Origin of the sequence: Shewanella sp. WXL01, assembly GCF_012263345.1 — a bacterium.
Classification (GTDB): Bacteria; Pseudomonadota; Gammaproteobacteria; order Enterobacterales; family Shewanellaceae; genus Shewanella; species Shewanella maritima.
In genome coordinates, this window is the sequence record NZ_JAAIKQ010000001.1 from 923,657 (window position 1) to 942,408 (window position 18,752).

An 18,752-nucleotide genomic window follows, 5' to 3' on the forward strand; every position below is an offset into this window, starting at 1 on the left:
TAAGCCTAATAAAAAAGCGCTTAATGTTATTAGCATTAAGCGCTTTTTTAATCGATATTGCTCGGCTATATTTTGCCAGTAATAATGCCAAATTTAACCATCAGCTCATCTTGAGATTCTTGATGGTTTGGGTCTGGGTCAATACAGTCGATAGGGCAAACCGACACACAGGTTGGCTTGTCGTAATGACCGACACATTCTGTGCATAGGTCTGGGTCTATCTCGTAGATCTCCTCACCCATAGTGATGGCCTGATTTGGGCACTCAGGCTCACACATATCACAGTTAATGCAGCTATCATCGATTAGCAGTGCCATATGCCTAACCTTACGCCTTTGCCGCTTGATGCGGATTACGAGTGTCCTGACCTTGAGGTAGGTTACGCATTAAGATGGCTTTATCTACATCCACTTCTGCTGGCACATCAAGGAACACAAAGTGACCAGAACCTAAACCCGCTTCAATTGACTCACCTTTGCGGTTAATAAGCTCTTTAATGGTTAGGTTGATGTTACCTTGCGGCGTCATAACCTCAACGCTGTCACCAACGCTAAACTTGTTTTTAACGTCGATTTCAGCAAGGCCCGCATCATTACGCTTACCTGTGAATTCACCAACAAACTGTTGGCTGTCGCTAATTGAGTAACCATAGTCGTAGTTTTGGTACTCATCATGGGTATGGCGGCGCAGGAATCCCTCGGTGTAACCGCGGTGCGCTAAACCTTCAAGGTTACGCATTAAGGTGCGGTCAAAGTCTTTGCCCGCAGCGGCATCTTCAATGGCTTGACGGTAAAGCTGCGCTGTACGTGCTACGTAGTAGAATGACTTAGTACGACCTTCAATTTTTAATGAATCCACGCCCATCTTAGTTAGGCGCTCAACGTGCTGAATTGCACGTAAGTCTTTTGAATTCATGATGTAAGTGCCATGCTCATCTTCAAATGCTGGCATGTATTCACCAGGGCGACCTGGCTCTTGTAGCAGTACTACTTCGTCAGATGGTTTGCCCGCACCTAATGTTGGGTTTTCAATTTGCACGCCGTGTTGGTCGACGATACCTTGTGGCTGCACGGCGATAATGTCGCCTTCAACGGTTTCTTTTGCTTCATGGACATCGTATTTCCAACGACAAGCATTGGTGCAAGTACCCTGATTAGGATCGCGCTTGTTGATGTAACCCGATAGCAGGCAGCGACCAGAGTACGCCATGCACAGTGCGCCGTGAACAAACACTTCTAGTTCGATGTCAGGGCAGCGTTGGCGAATTTCTTCAATTTCATCAAGCGATAACTCGCGCGACAAAATCACGCGTTTAATACCTTGCTGTTCCCAGAATTTCACTGACGCCCAGTTAATCGCGTTTGCCTGTACCGACAAGTGTACGACTTGATCGGGGAAAGCTTCACGCACCATCATGATAAGGCCCGGATCAGACATGATCAGCGCATCTGGCTGCATATCTACCACTGGTTGCATGTCTTTAATGTAGGTTTTTAGCTTGGCGTTGTGAGGTGCAATATTGCTTACCACGTATAGCTTTTTGCCAAGGGAGTGGGCTTCTTTAATACCTGTTGCTAGGTTTTCCATTTTGAAGTCATTATTACGAACCCTAAGGCTATACCGAGGCTGACCTGCATAGACTGCATCTGCGCCGTACGCAAAAGCGTAACGCATGTTTTTAAGGGTGCCTGCAGGTGACAATAGCTCAGGTTTAAACATAACTTCTCTCAATTGGCCGCAAAATCGCGCAAAACGGGGGCGGAATTTTACTTAAGGATAGTATTAGATGCAAATATCAGCAGCGAATATTAGCGCTAGATAACCTTTGTATCACTTGTGGGTTACGACTTTAGTGCAGTTTTCTCGATACTTAAGTGCTAAATGGTTTAAATGTCACGGGCTTAGGGATATTTTTGTGGTTCAATTGCTGCTGAAAATAATCCACTTGGTATATAATCCTGTTTTCAAATTGTTAATCTTGGAAGCCGAATATGTCTACTGAGCACCAATTGTTGGTCGGATTATTAAAAAAATTGAAAGACGATGCCTTGGTGTTGCCAACATTGCCGGAAGTGGCGATGCGTGTGCAGGAAGTGGTTGCTAGTCCAAACTCCAGTTTGAAGCAGGTTGGCGATATTATTGGTCAAGATGCGGCAATCTCAGCGCGGATCATTAAAGTTGCTAACAGTGTGTTGTATTGCCGTGGTCCCAAAGCGGAAAACATTAGCGCTGCTGTTAACCGGATTGGCCTGGTGCAAATCAAGTCGATTACTACGTCAGTTGCGATGGAGCAGCTGTTTATCTCCACCAATGAAATGGTGTGGGAAGTGATGGACGAAGTTTGGAAAACCTCGATTGAAGTGACGGCTGCATCGTGTGCGTTACTGGAGCTTTATAACAAGCGTAACCCAACCAAGAAACTGGATAAAGAAACACTGACGTTGGCTGGGCTGGTTCATAACATCGGTGCGCTGCCAGTATTGTCTGAAGCGGAAGCTAATCCCCAGCATTTTAGTAGTATCGATCAGCTGCGCAGTCTAGTGCGTAAAATGCAGGGACCAATTGGCAGAGCGGTATTAAAGAGTTGGGATTTTGCTCCAGAAGTTACTGAGGTTGTAGAGCGCTGGGCTGACTTACATTATCTGCCAGAAACCGTGACTTATTTAGATTTCATTCGCAGTGCGGCATTCTATACTGGTGAGCTTCGCTCTGGTGGGCAGATGGACGAACGGTTATCGATATTTGCCGAGCGTGGTTTGCCGGTTACACCCGATGAACTAGCCAGTGATGAGTTTTTAGATACGTATCACTCAATTAAGCAAAGTTACGAATAAGCGCTAACTTTTAATATAGATATGTCGAGTTAACGTGACAGTCAATCAAGCTCGTTAGAAGATTGGGCGTTAGCGACAAAGCCGAGGAGGGCACCAATATGTTTGACGCTATGATTGCACTCCTTGAGCAAAGTTTGCCATTGCTTTTAGCCTGCGTACTAAGTGTCATTGTTATCGCCTTTGTGTGGAACGCGTTTAAGCAGTTTCGTTTACTCAAATATTTAACCGAGAGTTTCGATACGCCTCATCAAGCTCTCGATTTGTCTACTGTTCCTCGCCTGTTAAAACCTCTCGTTGCCATCATTGAGCGCTATCATTTATCTGAGCAGGCGCAATCTGAGCGTGACAAGCTCACTAACCTTATTAATCGGGTTGGCATAAAGCGTATTTTGACGCAAAAGTTACCTTTAGCCAGTGGTTGCTTAATGCTGGTTGATATTCGTCAGTTTCGTTTTATCAACGACTTATGGGGTTTTAATGTTGGTGACCAGCTGCTTATTGCCTTTTCAAGGCGATTAAGCGAACTGCCGCAACAAGCTGATTATATTGCGCGCATGAATGGTAATGAGTTTTTATTGTACTTCGAGCACGGCCTAAGTCAGGGGCAAATCAGTGATACCTTGCGCCGCTTGGAGTTAGCTTACCAACTCGCTATTGAAGTCGATTTGGGTATTTCATCAAACGCAGACCAAACAGCTAAACCAGTGCAAAAAGTGGAGTTAACGCTGCAAGCTGGTGTGTTATCACTAAAACAACATGGTGCGGATATTAGTTTAACCTTGCGGCGTTTAGACCTGGCGCTTCAAAAAGCCAAGCGTAACAAGCTCAAGTTTGCGTTTTATGAACAAAACGAAGATAAGCGCCATCAACGTCAGCTTTTACTTAGCAGTGGGCTTGCAAAGGCATTGGCTAATGACGAGTTATTTTTGGTTTTTCAACCCAAGTTAAATTGCCACCAAGGCTATATTGATCAAGTTGAAGCGCTTGTTCGCTGGCAGCATCCTGAGTTTGGGGTGATTTACCCAAACGAGTTTCTACACCTTGCTGAAAAGACTGGACTCATGTCATCAATCAGCCTCTGGGTGATCAATCAGGTGGTTAAACAGCAGGCTGCCTGGCAGCAACTCGATATTAACTTAATGGTTGCGCTTAACTTATCCGCTACCGATATCACTAATACTCAGCTGGTGGATTCACTTGCCTCAAGTCTGCAAAAACATGGCGTCAGCGCTGATCGGATATCTATTGAAGTTACTGAAAGCGCGATGATGGCATCACTGTCATGTGCCATACGGGTATTGAATCAGCTGCGTGAATTAGGCTTGAGCTTAGCCATTGATGATTTTGGTACTGGGCAATCTTCACTGGCATATTTGCGCCACTTACCAGTGAATGAGGTGAAACTCGACCGCGCATTTATGAGTGATATTGAATCTGACGATATCGCCAAGCAAATTGTCAAAACCACGGTTAAGCTAGCTCATCAATTACAATGCACCGTCACGGTTGAAGGTATTGAAACCCCATCCAGTCTTAACTATGTGCAAAGTCTCAATGTGGATTATGTGCAAGGCTTGCTTATCAGTGAGCCAATGGCTGCCGCGCAGATTGAAAAGCATCACTTGCTTACCAATTCATTTGCAGCCGAGCAGAGCAAATATCCATTTGTTAATCAACGCTCCGCTTGTTAATCAACGCTCTTGTTAATCATTAATCTTGTTAATAAGTGCTCTGTTGGTTAACTCTGTCGAAAATGTCTAAATTATCCGTTTGAACATAGTATTTGATTTTTACTTTGAATGTTAGCTGCCAAGCTTTGCTTGAGATTGTAAGTTAGTAATTAGCTCAACTGGCATGGCCTGTAGCTGGCGTTTCGTATTCATACACACCATTTCTATGGTTGCGGTCACCGCAGGCTTAGCGGCATTAGGGCGCCAGATCTCTTGCTTCCATACTGTACGAAATTTGCTTTCAAAATAAAATTGCGTGCGCACATCAATCACGTCAGCAAATTCAACACCGTCATGGCATAGCATGTCGCTGCGATAGACGGCAAATCCTAGCCCTTGCGCGTTCCATAACTGATTTAATATATCGGCGCCGATCACGTGCTCACGGGCGCGCTCAAAGTATTTTAAAAAGTTTGGATGATAGACCACGCCTGAAAAGTCAGTGTCTTCATAATAGATTTGCACCGGGAAATGAAACACTTCACTTAATGAATTATCTAGCTGAGTTGTGGCAGTTGGTTTTTGCTGGGTCATGAAATGGCAAGTTAAATTTGTCGATGCCTGAGTTTAGCTAACATTGACCTTGGATGGTAGCGCGAGAAACTTGTCATTTGAGTTGCATGCACTTGGCTAGCGCGTTATTTGCTTAAACAGCCATTAGCTAACCTGAACTCGGGATAATAAATTGGTTTCTAACGGCTATTTTTGTCTATTTCTGCGTTGAAGCTACTTGCAATAGACTAGCTATTGACGCGCAGCTTCGCCTTGAACTAAACAAAACTATCTCGCTAGAAACTAAATGTTAGATATAACTCAGGAATAGAGAGTCATTGACACTTCCTAATCCCGAGCTCTGGTTAGCTAGAAAGCGCCACTGGATTAAGCAGAGGAATAATTTTATCGACAGGCATTGGTGGATTAAATAGGTAGCCCTGAGCGCAGTGACATTGATATTGCAGTAACAGATTAAGCTGAGCTTGGGTTTCAACGCCTTCAGCAACTACATCAAGGTTTAGCTCGTTACCTAGGTTAATTATGTTTTTAAGTACTAGGTGGTTTTCTGGGCTTTGGAGCACCGCATCCATAAAGCCCTTATCAATTTTTAGGGTATCGATTGGGAATTGAGTTAAATAATTGAGAGACGAATAACCTTTACCAAAGTCATCTAGTGCTACGCGTACGCCAATAGCTTTTAAGCGGCTAAGTAGGGTTTTAGCCAACTCAACGTTTTCAATAAGAATAGATTCGGTTATTTCAAGCTCAAGCTTGTTTGGCGCAAAGCCGGTTTTCGCAAGTATCTGCTCAATATCTTCAACGATAGTGGCGTGATTTAATTGCACTGGTGAGATGTTAATCGATAAGTTGGTTTGCAGTAACCCAGCATCATCCCAAGCTTTACCTTGTATGCAAGCTTGCTCTAACACCCATAAACCAATCTCGATAATTTGTCCGCTTTGCTCGGCCTCTGGAATAAATTTGTCCGGCGCGATGAAACCATCTTCAGGGTGATGCCAGCGCAGTAAGCCTTCAAAACCAACGATGTGCTGGTGAGGTAAGCTCAGTTTCGGTTGATAGTAGAGTTTGAATTGTTGCTCGGTGATCGCATCGGCTAGTTTTTGCTTGATGGACAAACGCTCCATTAAGGCATCTGATAACGCTTGATTAAAGAAGTAAATGTCATTGCGACCTTGATTTTTAGCTGCATACATAGCGGTATCTGCATGCTTTAATAGCGTCTTACTATCTGCTCCATCTTCAGGGAAACGGGCAATTCCGATACTGGCAGAACTGTTAATCCAGTTGTCATTAATTAGGTACCCTGCGGCCATTGCTTCTTTTAAGCGCTGGGCTATCTTGATTAAATTCTCTTGTTCTAAAGGGCCGTTAATAATAACTGCAAATTCGTCACCACCGAGTCGTGCGAGCGTATCTTGCTGCTTGATGGTGTGCTTTAAACGTTTGCCCACTTGAATAATTAGCTCGTCACCAACATCGTGACCTAAGGTGTCGTTCACCTCTTTAAAGTGGTCCAGATCAATAAAGACAACTGCGCCAGACTGGGTTTCATTACTTAAAGTGCGGTCCAGTGTTTGGTTAAAGAAGTATCGGTTTGCAAGGCCTGTCAAGGTATCGTAATTAGCTCGCATTTTTAGCTCATTGATCTGTCTAAAGCGGTTAACCACGTACAGGCAAGTCATAAGTACAATAATGCTTGCCAAAATAAACAGGGTGTACAGCCACCATGGTTGCTTAATCGTAAAGCTAAAGTTAGCTTGGTAAGGGCTCCAGATACCATCGCTGTTACTGCCTTGCACTCTAAAGGTATACTTTCCTGGTGGCAGGTTAGTGTACATAGCTTGCGGGGTGCTTTGAGCATCAATCCAATCGTTGTCAAACCCCATTAATTGGTAGCGATATTGGTTGCGAGCCGGCTCGGTATAATCGAGTGCTGCAAAGGCAAATTGCACTACGTTCTGATCGTAGTCAAAGGTCAGTGGTGAGCCATCTTGGTTATTGACTTGATGGTAGTCGTTACCGGCGATAATCGCAGATGTGATGTGTACTTTAGGCTCAAACCTATTGTATGTGAGCTTGTTTATGTCGACTTGCAATACGCCGCGGTTGCTGCCAGCAATAAGATATTTTTCGGTAATGGTGAGAGCCGATTCTGAAAAATTCAGGTTACGCTCGTTGAATAAACTTGGGTAGTGAACAAAACGTTGCGTCTTAGGGTTAAACATCACAAGGTCTTGTTGACTGGTGAGCCACAGGCGTCCTTGCTTATCGCCAACAACAGCTTTCAATCGATTATCAGCCAGACCATGATCCTGATTAAAGTACTCTATGCTAAAGCCTGTTTCAGAGCTTTCATCAACGACGATTTTGGCGAGTCCTAACCCCAACGTCGCAGCCCAAATTGCACCATCTTGGCTTTGAAACAAGCCGCCAACACGAATGTTCTCTTGGGCTGAACCAAAGCTAATATGCTCAAAGCCTTCTTTACCAGGGGTGACGACAAATACGCCATTAGTGGTTGCCAGCCACAATTTACCATCTTGGGCTATTATGGTTTGAAAGCTGAAGTTACCGCCGAGTAAATATAGTGCGTTGATATCATCGAGGTAAGAATTAAGGATGTTGTTTTCTGGGTGAAAGTACAGTGCGCCCATCATATAGCCTGTTATCCACACTCCGCCTTTATTATCTGGCTCAGCAGTGTAGAACTCTCTTTCTGGAAAACCGTGTTTATTGTCTTCCGCCGAAGAATAGTGATCGACTTTATCACCCTTAATTCGAGTCAGGCCGTATGGGTGAGCAAGCCACAGATTGCCCAATTTATCAGTACGTACACCCCAAACTTCCGTTTTATTATCTTCAAAAAATTTTTTTAAGGGATCAAGTAGAGATATTTGCTCATCCAATAAAATTCTATCTAGTCCACCTTCAGTTGCGGCATACAGTATGTTTTCATTTTGTACTGCGAAACTAAATGCAGTACTGGCTGATAACTGTGTGTCTAACGGCCTCGGCTTATAAAATACTCCTGCGTCTCTCAGCGGACTGTAAAATGCAACGCCTTGATTAGTGGCGAACCAGGTGATACCAGCGTTGTCGATAAATATGTGATTGACGTATTTTGAAGGCAAGCTAGTCGGTTCAAACGGTATTGGTTCGATATGTTCGAACTCACCGGTGTCGATATTGAGCTTGATGGCGCCGCTATTGGTTGATAGCCAATATTCGCTGGCGTTTTTCTGAGTGATTGCTTCAATGGTATTATTCGGGATAAATCTACCTTGGATGCGGCTGCCGGTAGCAGAGTATTGATCAACTTTTCCTGTATCTGGGTCGAGTATAAGTAAACCTGAGTATTGAGTGCCAAACAGCAATTTACCATTTTCATGTTTTTGGGCAGTTAAAAAGTAATCGCCAAAAAACTGTGTTTGTTTTGGCGCTTCATAAGTGTCAAGGTAGTAGCTTGAGTCTTGCTCCTTGAATAGTACTAGCTCACTTTTGCCCGGCTTAAGAATAGCAAGACCTATGTCGGTTCCAGCCCATATAGCGCCGTTGTCATCCTCAACAATGCTGTAGATAGTGCTGTTATAGTAATTGGGTTGGTTATCTTCAGTTTGGTGTAAAAGCTTGAATGTTGTATAGCTTCCGTCTGGATTTGCTTTTGCTAGCCCTGCTCCTGTGCCAAGCCACATCTGCTTTTTTGAATCGATATATATGTCTGTTATCCAGCTAGATGGCAGGCCATTGTGTCCTTGGTAGTAAATTTCGATACTGCCATCAGGCAAAAGTTTGTTTAAGCCGTCTTCTGTCGCGAACCAAAGGTTACCTTGCTCATCTTCAACGATTTCATTGACGAAGTTATTGGATATATGACGTGGCTCGTCGGGCGAGAAGCGGTAGTGAACGAAATTGATGCCATCAAAACGGCTCACTCCACCGTCACTGGCAAACCACAAATAACCATTTTGTTGCTGGAAGATTTTATTGATTAGAGTCGACGGCAACCCCTCAGATACATTGATCTGCTCAAGGGAGTATTGCTTGGCTTGGGCTAGGTGAGTTAAGCCGCAAAATAAGCTGATGACAAATAAGCAAAAAGAAAGCTTTGTTTTAAACATCAATGCCTTGTCGATTAGTTACTGTTACTCAAATAATCAGCCTAATTCCTTGGCTATTTCGCGCCTATGAAGGTCACATTAAGGGCAGAATTGCGATGGTCATTGTGGCACATAATTTATTATGGGGAAATGTCACATTTTAAACATGCCGGCTATAAGCTGGATCAAATTGTATCGCCTTAATACTCTGTAGCTACGTAAGTATAAGGTTACCGAATTTGCTTTGCTGAAATCACAACCCAGTTATTATAATAGCCAATCTTACAAGCAACTGTTACCTAAGTGACGCTAGGCTCTATTTACTTATTTGTATTGATGGACGGACTATTATGTATGCCTATTGGAAAAGGTTGAAGTATTAGAGAAGGAATTGTGGGCAGATTGCGCGGTAGTGATCGCATTGGTCAATAAGAGACTTAGCAGTAAGCGTATTGACACTTATGACGCAAGTTTCACAGCCAATCGTGCGAACGCGTTTCAGTAATAGATCAAAATCACCATCGCCAGAAAGTAAGATTACTTTATCGACCCGAGGTGCAGCGTCTAGCACGTCTATGGTAATACCCACATCCCAGTCGCCTTTAGCACTACCGTCACTGCGCTGAATATAAGGTTTAGTTTTAACGTTAAACCCCATGTATTTGAGTGCATCTTGAAACTTAGTTTGACCGTCATCTTGCGGGGCAATAGCAAAGGCGGTTGCTGAGACGATGTCATATTCATCATTAAGCTCTGCAATCAAGCGCCTGTAATTAAAGCTGCGGTTAAAGGCTTGCTTGCAGGTGTAGTAGATGTTCTGCACATCGACAAACACGGCGACTTTCTGTTTCAAGATCTCGTCCTTAACAATATTGGTTTGCTAGAATTTAGCTACTGTCTTGCTACTATCTCGCGATTTTGGCATGAGTATGGCGATTTCAATAAAAAAGCCAGCGTGAGTATTGCTGGCTTTGATAAGTCATTGAATTGAGCTGAACGAGTAACTACTTTTCTGTAGGCTCGTTAGTGAATTCAATCACCTGTTTTTTGGTCGACGGTTTCACACCCATAAAATACTCATAACCTTTTTCGGTAGTGACTTTTTTTGCGTCACCTTTTGGCATGCTGGTGTTGTCTGAAAATAGGGTGTACTTGGCTTTAGGTTTTGCTTTTTCTGCTTGTTTAGGCTGTTCAGGCAGACGTTCGACACTGTTTGCAACTTGTGGCTTGTCGAAGTTGTAGTTAAATACGCCATTACCTTCGATGTCCTCAACGCTCGACTTATCTTCCGATTGATAAGAAGCCAAAATACCATGTTTGCCTAGCGGAATTTCGTGGAACAGTTTTTTACCGGTTCCCACTTTGTTGCCATTGATGTACCAGTCGGCATCAACGTTACTTACTAGGGTGATCATGGCAGACTTTAACCCAAGCTCTTCATTGATGATGGAATCGATTTTCTTGTTGTATGATGGCTTGAACTTCATCGCTACTTTGTAGTTAAGCTCGCCATGCATGTTCATGTTGGCATCAAGCACTTCATAATCAAGCAATACTGATTTGTCGGTAAGAAAAGGTGACTCGTTGCGGGTATTGCTAAGAATGTAGCTTTTAGACTCTTTTAAACAGTCTGCAATAGATTGGAACTTACTACATTCAGTTGAGCCATTGATATTAACAGGTAGCTCACTGCTTGATTTAGATAAATCCGCTACTAAACGGTCAGTAATGTCTTTTTTTAGCTTGAACAGCTTTTGACTTTTCTCTGAGCGCTTTGCATTAATTGATTTGTATTCTGCTTGAATATCTTCACGCTCACCTTCCAGCGCTTGGGTGTCTAGTCGGGTTCGAGTTTCTAGTGAGTCGATGCCGTTAACTGTATCTTCAATTTGACGGTAAAAGGCTGGCATGTTGGCTTTGGCAAGAATTTTGTCTTGAAGTTGACCTACAAGTTCTTCATAGCGTGCTTTTTCAGACTCTATCTTCTTTTTTAACTCTTCAATATCGTTGGCTTTTTTGTTGTGTCGAGAGAACTTGTCGTTAACAGAGATCAGCTGAGGGTCAATATTATATTGACGCTCAATATCTTTTAGGGTGTTTTTTTCTGAACTTGTTATGACTTCCAGTGCAGCATATGAGTTACTTGCATATAAGCATACTAGGGCAAGGGCAATTGAACCGTATCTCACTGATTTCTCCATTATTCTTCTTTATAGACTAGAACCATTAGCACTCAAAAACGCCATGAAAAATTCGGCTAAGGGCGAAATAATCCATTATGAATTAATCATACTTAACTTGTTTTCGCTTTACAAACAGATTGTCATCGACTACCGCGTTTGGGTGACCGATTATTGATAAAGATCGAGTTATTAACTAACGATTGAGCTATAAAATAGAACGCTTGATTGGCGAGCAACGTTTTTTAGCTTTCTGTTGTTTGTATTTGCTATGTTCGCTTGTTGTTTATGTATTTTTTATGTGCTTTGGGAAACTTTTACAAAGCAAAACAGAGGTCATTTGACCTCTGCTTTTGTGTGGCATAGCTATTTTGCTACCGCCTTATTTGCTCATGCGCTTGTACTTCAAGCGATGCGGCTCAACTACATCTGCTCCATAAGTGTTCTTTAACCAGGTTGAGTACTCGGTGTAGTTACCTTCGTAGAAGTTAACCTGACCTTCGTCACGGTAGTCAAGAATATGGGTCGCAATACGGTCAAGGAACCAACGGTCATGCGAGATAACCATGGCGCAGCCTGGGAACTCAAGCAGCGCTTCTTCAAGTGCACGTAGTGTTTCTACGTCTAAATCGTTGGTTGGTTCATCGAGTAGCAATACGTTACCGCCAGCTTGTAGCAGTTTTGCTAGGTGAACGCGGTTACGCTCACCACCAGATAAGGTGCCAATGATTTTTTGCTGATCGCCGCCGCGGAAGTTAAAACGACCAACGTAAGCACGGCTTGGGATCTCTGTGTTGTTGATGCGCATAATATCCTGCCCATCAGAAATCTCTTGCCACACTGTTTTACTGTCGTCCATTGAGTCACGGAACTGCTCAACCGAAGCGATTTTAACTGACTCCCCCACTTCAATAGAGCCACTATCTGGTTGCTCGTCACCTGAAATCATTCTAAACAAGGTTGATTTCCCCGCACCGTTAGCACCGATAATACCGACGATAGCACCTTTAGGTACGGTGAATGACAAGTCATCAATTAAGATGCGGTCGCCGTATGATTTAGTGAGGTTGTTAACTTCAATAACCTTATCACCTAGGCGCGGCCCTGGCGGAATGAATAGCTCGTTAGTCTCATTACGTTTTTGGTAGTCGTTAGTATTAAGCTCTTCAAATCGAGCCATACGCGCCTTACCTTTTGATTGACGACCTTTGCTACCTTGGCGTACCCACTCCAGTTCTTTGGCGATGGTTTTTTGCTTAGCGCTTTCGGTCGCCGCTTCTTGCTTAAGACGGTTATCTTTTTGCTCAAGCCAAGAAGAGTAGTTACCTTCCCATGGAATACCTTCACCACGGTCAAGCTCTAAAATCCAACCTGCCGCGTTATCAAGGAAGTATCTATCGTGGGTAATTGCCACAACAGTACCTGTGTACGCTTGTAAGAAGTGCTCTAACCAAGCGACAGACTCTGCATCCAAGTGGTTGGTCGGTTCATCAAGTAGTAGCATTTCTGGTTTTTCTAGTAGTAGACGACAAAGCGCTACGCGGCGGCGCTCACCACCTGAAAGTACCGCAATTTTCTCATCCCAATCTGGCAGACGTAGCGCATCAGCAGCGCGGTCTAACACCGCATCAAGGTTGTGTGCATCGGTTGCCTGAATAATGGCTTCGAGTTCGCCTTGCTCGCGAGCTAGCTCGTCAAAGTCTGCATCTGGCTCTGCGTATAAAGCGTAAACTTCATCTAAACGAGTTAGGGCGTTTTTGGCTTCAGCTACCGCTTCTTCAATGGCTTCACGCACGGTTTGTGATTCATCAAGCTTTGGCTCTTGCGGTAGGTAACCGATTTTTAGGCCAGGCATTGGGCGCGCTTCACCCTCAATTTCGGTATCTAAACCCGCCATGATTTTTAGAAGGGTTGATTTACCTGAGCCGTTTAGACCAAGAACACCAATTTTTGCTCCAGGGAAAAAGCTTAACGAAATATCTTTAAGAATTTGCTTTTTCGGAGGGACGATTTTGCCCACTCGCAGCATGCTATATACGAATTGCGCCATGAGGTTGTTATATCCTTTTTATCTAGATTGGCTAAGTTTACGCGATAAGTTCAACAACTCAATAATAAATCCCTTGGAAAGCGATGCGCTTATCGCTGTGGTTTCAATAGGCAATCAAGCATGAATCGTTTTGAATTTAAAACACAGTGAATTTCATGTTATTTGGGGTGTGATTCAGCTCACTTGCAGAGTAGAATACCGCGCAACCCTATATATAAGAACTTGCTTGGAGTTAACATGCTTAAAAAAGCGATGAACATTGCCGATTATGATCCTCAGTTATTTAAAGCGATCGAAGACGAAACGCTTCGTCAAGAAGAGCACATCGAGCTAATTGCTTCTGAAAACTACACCAGTCCACGCGTAATGGAAGCGCAAGGTTCTCAGCTTACCAACAAATATGCAGAAGGTTACCCAGGCAAGCGTTACTACGGTGGTTGTGAGTATGTTGATACCGTTGAAACTCTAGCTATTGACCGTGTGAAAGAGCTATTTGGTGCAACTTACGCCAATGTTCAGCCGCATTCTGGTTCACAAGCTAATAGTGCGGTATTTATGGCGCTGCTTCAGCCAGGTGACACAGTTCTAGGTATGAATCTAGCTCACGGTGGTCACTTAACTCACGGCTCACCAGTAAACTTCTCTGGTAAGCTTTACAACATCATCCCTTACGGTATCGACGAGTCAGGCAAAATCGACTACGACGAAATGGAAAAGCTAGCTTTAGAGCACAAGCCTAAGATGATGATTGGTGGTTTCTCTGCATACTCAGGTATTGTTGACTGGGCGAGAATGCGTGAAATCGCTGATAAAATTGGTGCTTACCTATTCGTTGATATGGCGCACGTTGCTGGTTTAATTGCAGCTGGTGTATACCCAACGCCAATCCCACACGCGCACGTTGTGACGTCAACTACCCATAAAACGCTAGCTGGCCCACGCGGTGGTATCATTCTTTCTGCAGCAGACGATGAAGACTTATATAAGAAGCTAAACTCTGCAGTATTCCCAGGTGGCCAAGGTGGCCCACTAATGCATGTTATCGCAGGTAAAGCGGTTGCATTTAAAGAAGCGTTAGAGCCTGAGTTCAAAGTTTACCAACAGCAAGTGGTGAACAATGCTAAAGCTATGGTTGAAGTGTTCCTTGAGCGCGGTTACAAAATCGTTTCTGGTGGTACTGACAATCACCTAATGCTAGTTGACCTAATTGGTCGTGAGCTAACAGGTAAAGAAGCTGATGCAGCGCTTGGTAGCGCCAACATCACAGTAAACAAAAACTCAGTGCCAAATGATCCACGCTCACCGTTTGTGACTTCTGGTATCCGTATTGGGTCGCCAGCAATCACTCGCCGTGGCTTTAAAGAAGCTGAGTGTAAGCAGCTAACAACGTGGATCTGTGACATTCTTGATGATGCACAAAACCAAGATGTGATTGACCGTGTTAAAGCACAAGTGCTTGAGCTATGTGCTAAGTTCCCGGTTTACGCTTAATCAGCGCAATCATGCGTAGGGCGCTTGTGCTTTAGGTGCTTATGCTTTAGGTGCTTTTGCATAACGAGATAGAGGCGCAGTTTTTAGCCTTTCACCTTAACCTACTGCTGTAAATAAGATAAACTTCAATGGCCGCTAATGTTAGCGGCCATTTTGTTTTTCTGCGGAGGCACAATGCATTGCCCATTTTGTAGCGCGACAGATACTAAAGTTATTGATTCCAGATTAGTTGCAGACGGCCATCAGGTTAGACGCCGCCGTGAGTGTATGGAGTGTCACGAGCGATTCACCACTTTTGAAGGGGCGGAGCTGGTGATGCCACGAGTGATTAAGCAAGACGGCACTCGTCAGCCATTTGATGAAGAGAAGCTCCGCGGCGGTATGCTGCGCGCGGTTGAGAAGCGTCCAGTGTCAATGGATCAAATTGAGCAGTCACTGAGTAAAATCAAATCTATGTTACGTGCTACAGGCGAGCGGGAAGTCAACTCAGAGATGATAGGTAATCTAATGATGGATCAGCTGATGTCATTGGATAAAGTTGCCTATATTCGTTTTGCTTCTGTTTACCGCGCATTTGAAGATGTTTCCCAGTTTGGTGAGGCCATCGCTAAGCTACAAAAGTAGTGCCGGCACAAGAATAATCTCTTCTTAATATAGTTACTAGGACGTTCAATGCCCACTTGGTCGACATTCGACATGCAAATGATGACCCGTGCTATGCAGCTTGCTGAGCGCGGTCGCTATACCACTCGCCCAAACCCTTGTGTTGGCTGTGTGATAACTAAAGGCAACACTATTATTGCCGAGGATTATCACAAGGTGGCAGGGCAAGGCCACGCCGAAGCGAATGCGCTCAACACTCTTAAACAACAGCAAGTTAGCGCGCAGGGCGCGACGGCGTATGTCACCCTTGAACCTTGTAGCCATTATGGGCGCACGCCGCCATGCGCCGAGGCCTTAATTAATGCAAAAGTCGCCAGAGTGGTTGTTGCAGTATTAGATCCCAATCCACAAGTTGCAGGTCGCGGCATCAATATGCTTGAACAAGCGGGCATTCGAGTTGATGTGGGCTTGTTTGAAGCACAGGCTTATGCAATAAACCGCAGCTTTATGAAGCGCATGAAAACGAGCTTGCCTTGGGTGACAGTTAAGGTTGCCACCAGTTTAGATGGCAAAACTGCATTGAGTAATGGTGTGTCTAAATGGATCACTGGCCCAAAAGCTCGGCAAGATGTGCAGCGCCTGCGTGCTCAGCACTGCGCGCTTATAACAGGCGTCAACACTGTCACTATGGATGATCCAAGTCTCAATGTGCGTTATGACGAGTTAGGTAGCCTTAAAAATTCCCTTCATGAAACACAGATTCACCAACCGCTTAGGGTTGTGCTAGACACCCACGCGAGCTTAACGGCAGAATATCGGTTGTTTGCAATCGACTCCCCCATCTTGCTGGTGACTACAAAACCTTACCCTGAATTAGTAAAAAGCCAACTTCCATCACATGTCTCTGTTTTCAAGGCGGATTTAGATGATAAAGGTCGCATTAACTTGCAACAAGTTTTAGTACATTTGGGCGAATCTTGTAACTCGGTGTTTGTTGAGGCTGGCGCCACGTTGAGCGGCAGTTTTGTGGCGCAAAAATTAGTGGACGAGTTGGTGATATATCAGGCGCCGAAAATCCTCGGAAGCCAGGGCAGAAATATGCTTAACTTACCTGACTATTTACAAATGGATCAGCTTCCTGTTGGAGAAGTTGTTGAGCAAACAAGGGTAGGGCAAGACACCAAGATAGTGCTGCGCATGACTGGCAACGAGCAAACTAATTAGAAACTGAGTTTATAGAATAATTTTTCAAAGCGAGAGCATATGTTTACAGGGATAATTGAAGCCCTTGGTACCTTAACTAAGATTGAGCGCCAAAGTAATGATATCCGTTTGACGGTTGATAGCGGTAAGTTAGATCTTGGCGATGTAAAGCTAGGTGACAGTATTGCTACTAATGGTGTGTGTTTAACCGTAGTTGAGTGCTTAGCAAATGGTTATGTGGCAGACGTGTCTGCTGAAACGGTGGCGCTTACGGGTTTTGCAAACTATCAAGTTGGTCAAAAGGTCAATCTTGAAAAAGCAGTCACGGCTAATACGCGTCTTGGTGGTCATATGGTAAGTGGTCATGTGGACGGCATTGCCAAAGTGGTTAAGCGCGAAATGCGTGGTCAAGCAATTGAGTTTTGGCTTGATGCGCCAAAAGAGTTAGCGCGTTATATAGCCCATAAAGGCTCAATTACTATTGATGGTGTGAGCTTAACGGTGAATGAAGTTGATGGCAGTAAATTCCGCCTCACTATCGTGCCGCACACCGCAGCCGAAACCACGTTAACTAGCATGAAAGCTGGGGATAGCGTCAACATAGAGGTGGATTTAATTGCCCGCTATCTTGAAAGGTTGATGGACCCGAGTGCAGCCAAAGATGCAGGCGAACACTCAGGTGTAACCATGGAGCTGCTGGCAAAGTCAGGTTTTATGCGCTAGCTCAAGCGCCGCTTAGCAAGAGAAAAGCCGAAGTTTGCGGCAAAGATACAGAATAAATCAAACGCCTGAGCCTGATGCCAATTGGTATTAAAATGGTTCGGGTGACAATAATAGAGACAACAACTCTAAAACGAGCGACTAGCAAAAAGGTTTTTATATGGCGTTACACAGCATAGAAGAAATCATCGAAGATATTCGTCAGGGTAAGATGGTTATCTTGATGGATGATGAAGATAGGGAGAATGAAGGCGACCTCATTATGGCGTCTGAATGTGTTACTCCTGCAGCAATCAACTTTATGGCGACTTATGGCCGAGGGTTGATTTGCCAGACCATGACCAAAGAGCGTTGTCAGCAGCTAAATCTGCCGTTAATGGTAACCAATAATAACGCACAGTTTTCAACTAACTTCACGGTATCAATTGAAGCCGCTGAAGGCGTGACGACTGGTATTTCTGCCCATGACCGCGCAGTGACTGTGCAAGCGGCGGTAGCTAAAGATGCCAAAGCTGCCGATCTTGTTCAGCCAGGGCACATCTTCCCGTTAATGGCGCAAGATGGCGGCGTGTTAACCCGTGCAGGCCATACTGAAGCCGGTTGCGACCTAGCGCGTTTAGCTGGTTTTGAACCTTCAGGCGTGATTGTCGAAATTCTTAATGAAGACGGCACTATGGCGCGCATGCCAGACCTTGAAGTGTTCAGCGAAAAGCACGGTATTAAAATGGGCACCATTGCCGATTTAATCGAGTACCGTAACAACAAAGAAACCACTGTGGTGCGTGAAGCCCAGTGTAAGCTACCAACACGCTTTGGTGATTTTGACCTAGTGACCTTCCGCGACACTATCGACAACCAGCTGCATTATGCGCTACTCAAAGGCGATGTGACTGAAAACTGCCTAGTGCGCGTGCATCTACAAAACACCTTTAATGACCTATTGCATTCTGAGCGTGATCAGCAGCGTAGCTGGCCACTAGAGAAAGCCATGGAGCGCATTGCAACTGAAGGTGGTGTGATGGTATTGCTGGGCAATCAAGAGCATAGCAGTGACATCCTTGCCAAAGTCAAAGCGTTTGAAGCGGAAGATAAAGGCGAAGCTGCTGCACCTGCTAAGTGGCAAGGTACGTCACGCCGCGTTGGTGTTGGCTCACAAATTCTAGCTAATGTTGGTGTGAGTACTATGCGCCTACTTAGCTCACCAAAACAGTATCATTCGTTATCAGGTTTTGGGTTAGAAGTAACAGAGTATATATCTGAGTAAGCCTTTACAGCTTACTATTTAACAATTTCATTAATTACATTGCGCTCAACAAGGGTGGCTATGG

14 protein-coding genes are annotated in these 18,752 nt (G+C 44.4%); 7 read left to right on the forward strand and 7 right to left on the reverse strand.

The window, feature by feature from the left end; translation table 11 throughout:
- Positions 1 to 65 precede the first annotated feature (65 nt).
- Both G3R49_RS03990 and yegQ read right to left on the reverse strand, forming a co-directional pair.
- Positions 66 to 317: a YfhL family 4Fe-4S dicluster ferredoxin gene (locus tag G3R49_RS03990; protein ID WP_130598155.1), complete on the reverse strand. Its 252-nt coding sequence runs from the start codon at positions 315 to 317 to the stop codon at positions 66 to 68.
- A gap of 10 nt (positions 318 to 327) precedes the next feature.
- Positions 328 to 1,719 carry a tRNA 5-hydroxyuridine modification protein YegQ gene (yegQ, locus tag G3R49_RS03995; RefSeq protein ID WP_130598154.1) on the reverse strand — a complete coding sequence of 464 codons (1,392 nt, stop codon included), beginning with the start codon at positions 1,717 to 1,719 and terminating at the stop codon, positions 328 to 330.
- Positions 1,720 to 1,991: 272 nt separating this feature from the next.
- Between yegQ and G3R49_RS04000 the strand changes: the two genes are divergently transcribed.
- On the forward strand, positions 1,992 to 2,834 hold the full coding sequence (locus tag G3R49_RS04000; RefSeq protein WP_167868695.1) for an HDOD domain-containing protein: 843 nt from the start codon (positions 1,992 to 1,994) through the stop codon (positions 2,832 to 2,834).
- Positions 2,835 to 2,932: 98 nt separating this feature from the next.
- The gene (locus G3R49_RS04005) at positions 2,933 to 4,525 is read left to right on the forward strand and encodes a bifunctional diguanylate cyclase/phosphodiesterase (RefSeq protein ID WP_167868696.1); all 1,593 of its coding nucleotides are present in this window, start codon (positions 2,933 to 2,935) and stop codon (positions 4,523 to 4,525) included.
- 111 nt (positions 4,526 to 4,636) lie between these two features.
- Here G3R49_RS04005 and G3R49_RS04010 read toward each other — a convergent pair whose 3' ends face one another.
- From G3R49_RS04010 to ettA, 5 genes are all read right to left on the reverse strand, one after another.
- Positions 4,637 to 5,098: a thioesterase family protein gene (locus G3R49_RS04010; RefSeq protein ID WP_167868697.1), complete on the reverse strand. Its 462-nt coding sequence runs from the start codon at positions 5,096 to 5,098 to the stop codon at positions 4,637 to 4,639.
- Positions 5,099 to 5,421: 323 nt separating this feature from the next.
- The gene (locus tag G3R49_RS04015) at positions 5,422 to 9,198 is read right to left on the reverse strand and encodes an EAL domain-containing protein (RefSeq protein ID WP_167868698.1); all 3,777 of its coding nucleotides are present in this window, start codon (positions 9,196 to 9,198) and stop codon (positions 5,422 to 5,424) included.
- A gap of 358 nt (positions 9,199 to 9,556) precedes the next feature.
- Complete coding sequence (locus tag G3R49_RS04020) at positions 9,557 to 10,033, reverse strand: NYN domain-containing protein (protein ID WP_130598150.1); 477 nt, start codon at positions 10,031 to 10,033, stop codon at positions 9,557 to 9,559.
- Between the two features lie 148 nt (positions 10,034 to 10,181).
- Entirely contained in the window at positions 10,182 to 11,366 is a 1,185-nt protein-coding gene (locus G3R49_RS04025) for a hypothetical protein (protein ID WP_167868699.1), read from the reverse strand.
- Between the two features lie 373 nt (positions 11,367 to 11,739).
- Positions 11,740 to 13,407: an energy-dependent translational throttle protein EttA gene (gene ettA, locus G3R49_RS04030; protein WP_167868700.1), complete on the reverse strand. Its 1,668-nt coding sequence runs from the start codon at positions 13,405 to 13,407 to the stop codon at positions 11,740 to 11,742.
- A gap of 237 nt (positions 13,408 to 13,644) precedes the next feature.
- On the opposite strand from ettA, the gene glyA reads away from it, so the two are divergent.
- The 5 genes from glyA to ribBA all read left to right on the forward strand — a co-directional run bounded on the left by glyA (position 13,645) and on the right by ribBA (position 18,688).
- A complete protein-coding gene (gene glyA, locus G3R49_RS04035) occupies positions 13,645 to 14,898 on the forward strand; it encodes a serine hydroxymethyltransferase (protein ID WP_130598148.1) in 1,254 nt (417 codons plus the stop codon).
- Between the two features lie 174 nt (positions 14,899 to 15,072).
- Positions 15,073 to 15,522 carry a transcriptional regulator NrdR gene (gene nrdR, locus G3R49_RS04040; protein WP_130598147.1) on the forward strand — a complete coding sequence of 150 codons (450 nt, stop codon included), beginning with the start codon at positions 15,073 to 15,075 and terminating at the stop codon, positions 15,520 to 15,522.
- Positions 15,523 to 15,570: 48 nt separating this feature from the next.
- Positions 15,571 to 16,725: a bifunctional diaminohydroxyphosphoribosylaminopyrimidine deaminase/5-amino-6-(5-phosphoribosylamino)uracil reductase RibD gene (gene ribD, locus G3R49_RS04045; protein WP_167868701.1), complete on the forward strand. Its 1,155-nt coding sequence runs from the start codon at positions 15,571 to 15,573 to the stop codon at positions 16,723 to 16,725.
- Positions 16,726 to 16,764: 39 nt separating this feature from the next.
- Complete coding sequence (locus G3R49_RS04050; protein ID WP_167868702.1) at positions 16,765 to 17,427, forward strand: riboflavin synthase; 663 nt, start codon at positions 16,765 to 16,767, stop codon at positions 17,425 to 17,427.
- A 157-nt stretch (positions 17,428 to 17,584) separates the two neighbouring features.
- Positions 17,585 to 18,688 carry a bifunctional 3,4-dihydroxy-2-butanone-4-phosphate synthase/GTP cyclohydrolase II gene (gene ribBA / locus G3R49_RS04055; RefSeq protein ID WP_130598144.1) on the forward strand — a complete coding sequence of 368 codons (1,104 nt, stop codon included), beginning with the start codon at positions 17,585 to 17,587 and terminating at the stop codon, positions 18,686 to 18,688.
- Positions 18,689 to 18,752: the final 64 nt, after the last annotated feature.

Excerpts from the sequence above, each read along its gene's own strand:
- G3R49_RS03990 (WP_130598155.1), bottom strand. The coding sequence starts at position 317 with ATGGCACTGCTAATCGATGATAGCTGCATTAACTGTGATATGTGTGAG.
- yegQ (WP_130598154.1), bottom strand. The coding sequence starts at position 1,719 with ATGTTTAAACCTGAGCTATTGTCACCTGCAGGCACCCTTAAAAACATG.
- G3R49_RS04000 (WP_167868695.1), top strand. The coding sequence starts at position 1,992 with ATGTCTACTGAGCACCAATTGTTGGTCGGATTATTAAAAAAATTGAAA.
- G3R49_RS04005 (WP_167868696.1), top strand. The coding sequence starts at position 2,933 with ATGTTTGACGCTATGATTGCACTCCTTGAGCAAAGTTTGCCATTGCTT.
- G3R49_RS04010 (WP_167868697.1), bottom strand. The coding sequence starts at position 5,098 with ATGACCCAGCAAAAACCAACTGCCACAACTCAGCTAGATAATTCATTA.
- G3R49_RS04015 (WP_167868698.1), bottom strand. The coding sequence starts at position 9,198 with ATGTTTAAAACAAAGCTTTCTTTTTGCTTATTTGTCATCAGCTTATTT.
- ettA (WP_167868700.1), bottom strand. The coding sequence starts at position 13,407 with ATGGCGCAATTCGTATATAGCATGCTGCGAGTGGGCAAAATCGTCCCT.
- glyA (WP_130598148.1), top strand. The coding sequence starts at position 13,645 with ATGCTTAAAAAAGCGATGAACATTGCCGATTATGATCCTCAGTTATTT.
- nrdR (WP_130598147.1), top strand. The coding sequence starts at position 15,073 with ATGCATTGCCCATTTTGTAGCGCGACAGATACTAAAGTTATTGATTCC.
- ribD (WP_167868701.1), top strand. The coding sequence starts at position 15,571 with ATGCCCACTTGGTCGACATTCGACATGCAAATGATGACCCGTGCTATG.
- G3R49_RS04050 (WP_167868702.1), top strand. The coding sequence starts at position 16,765 with ATGTTTACAGGGATAATTGAAGCCCTTGGTACCTTAACTAAGATTGAG.
- ribBA (WP_130598144.1), top strand. The coding sequence starts at position 17,585 with ATGGCGTTACACAGCATAGAAGAAATCATCGAAGATATTCGTCAGGGT.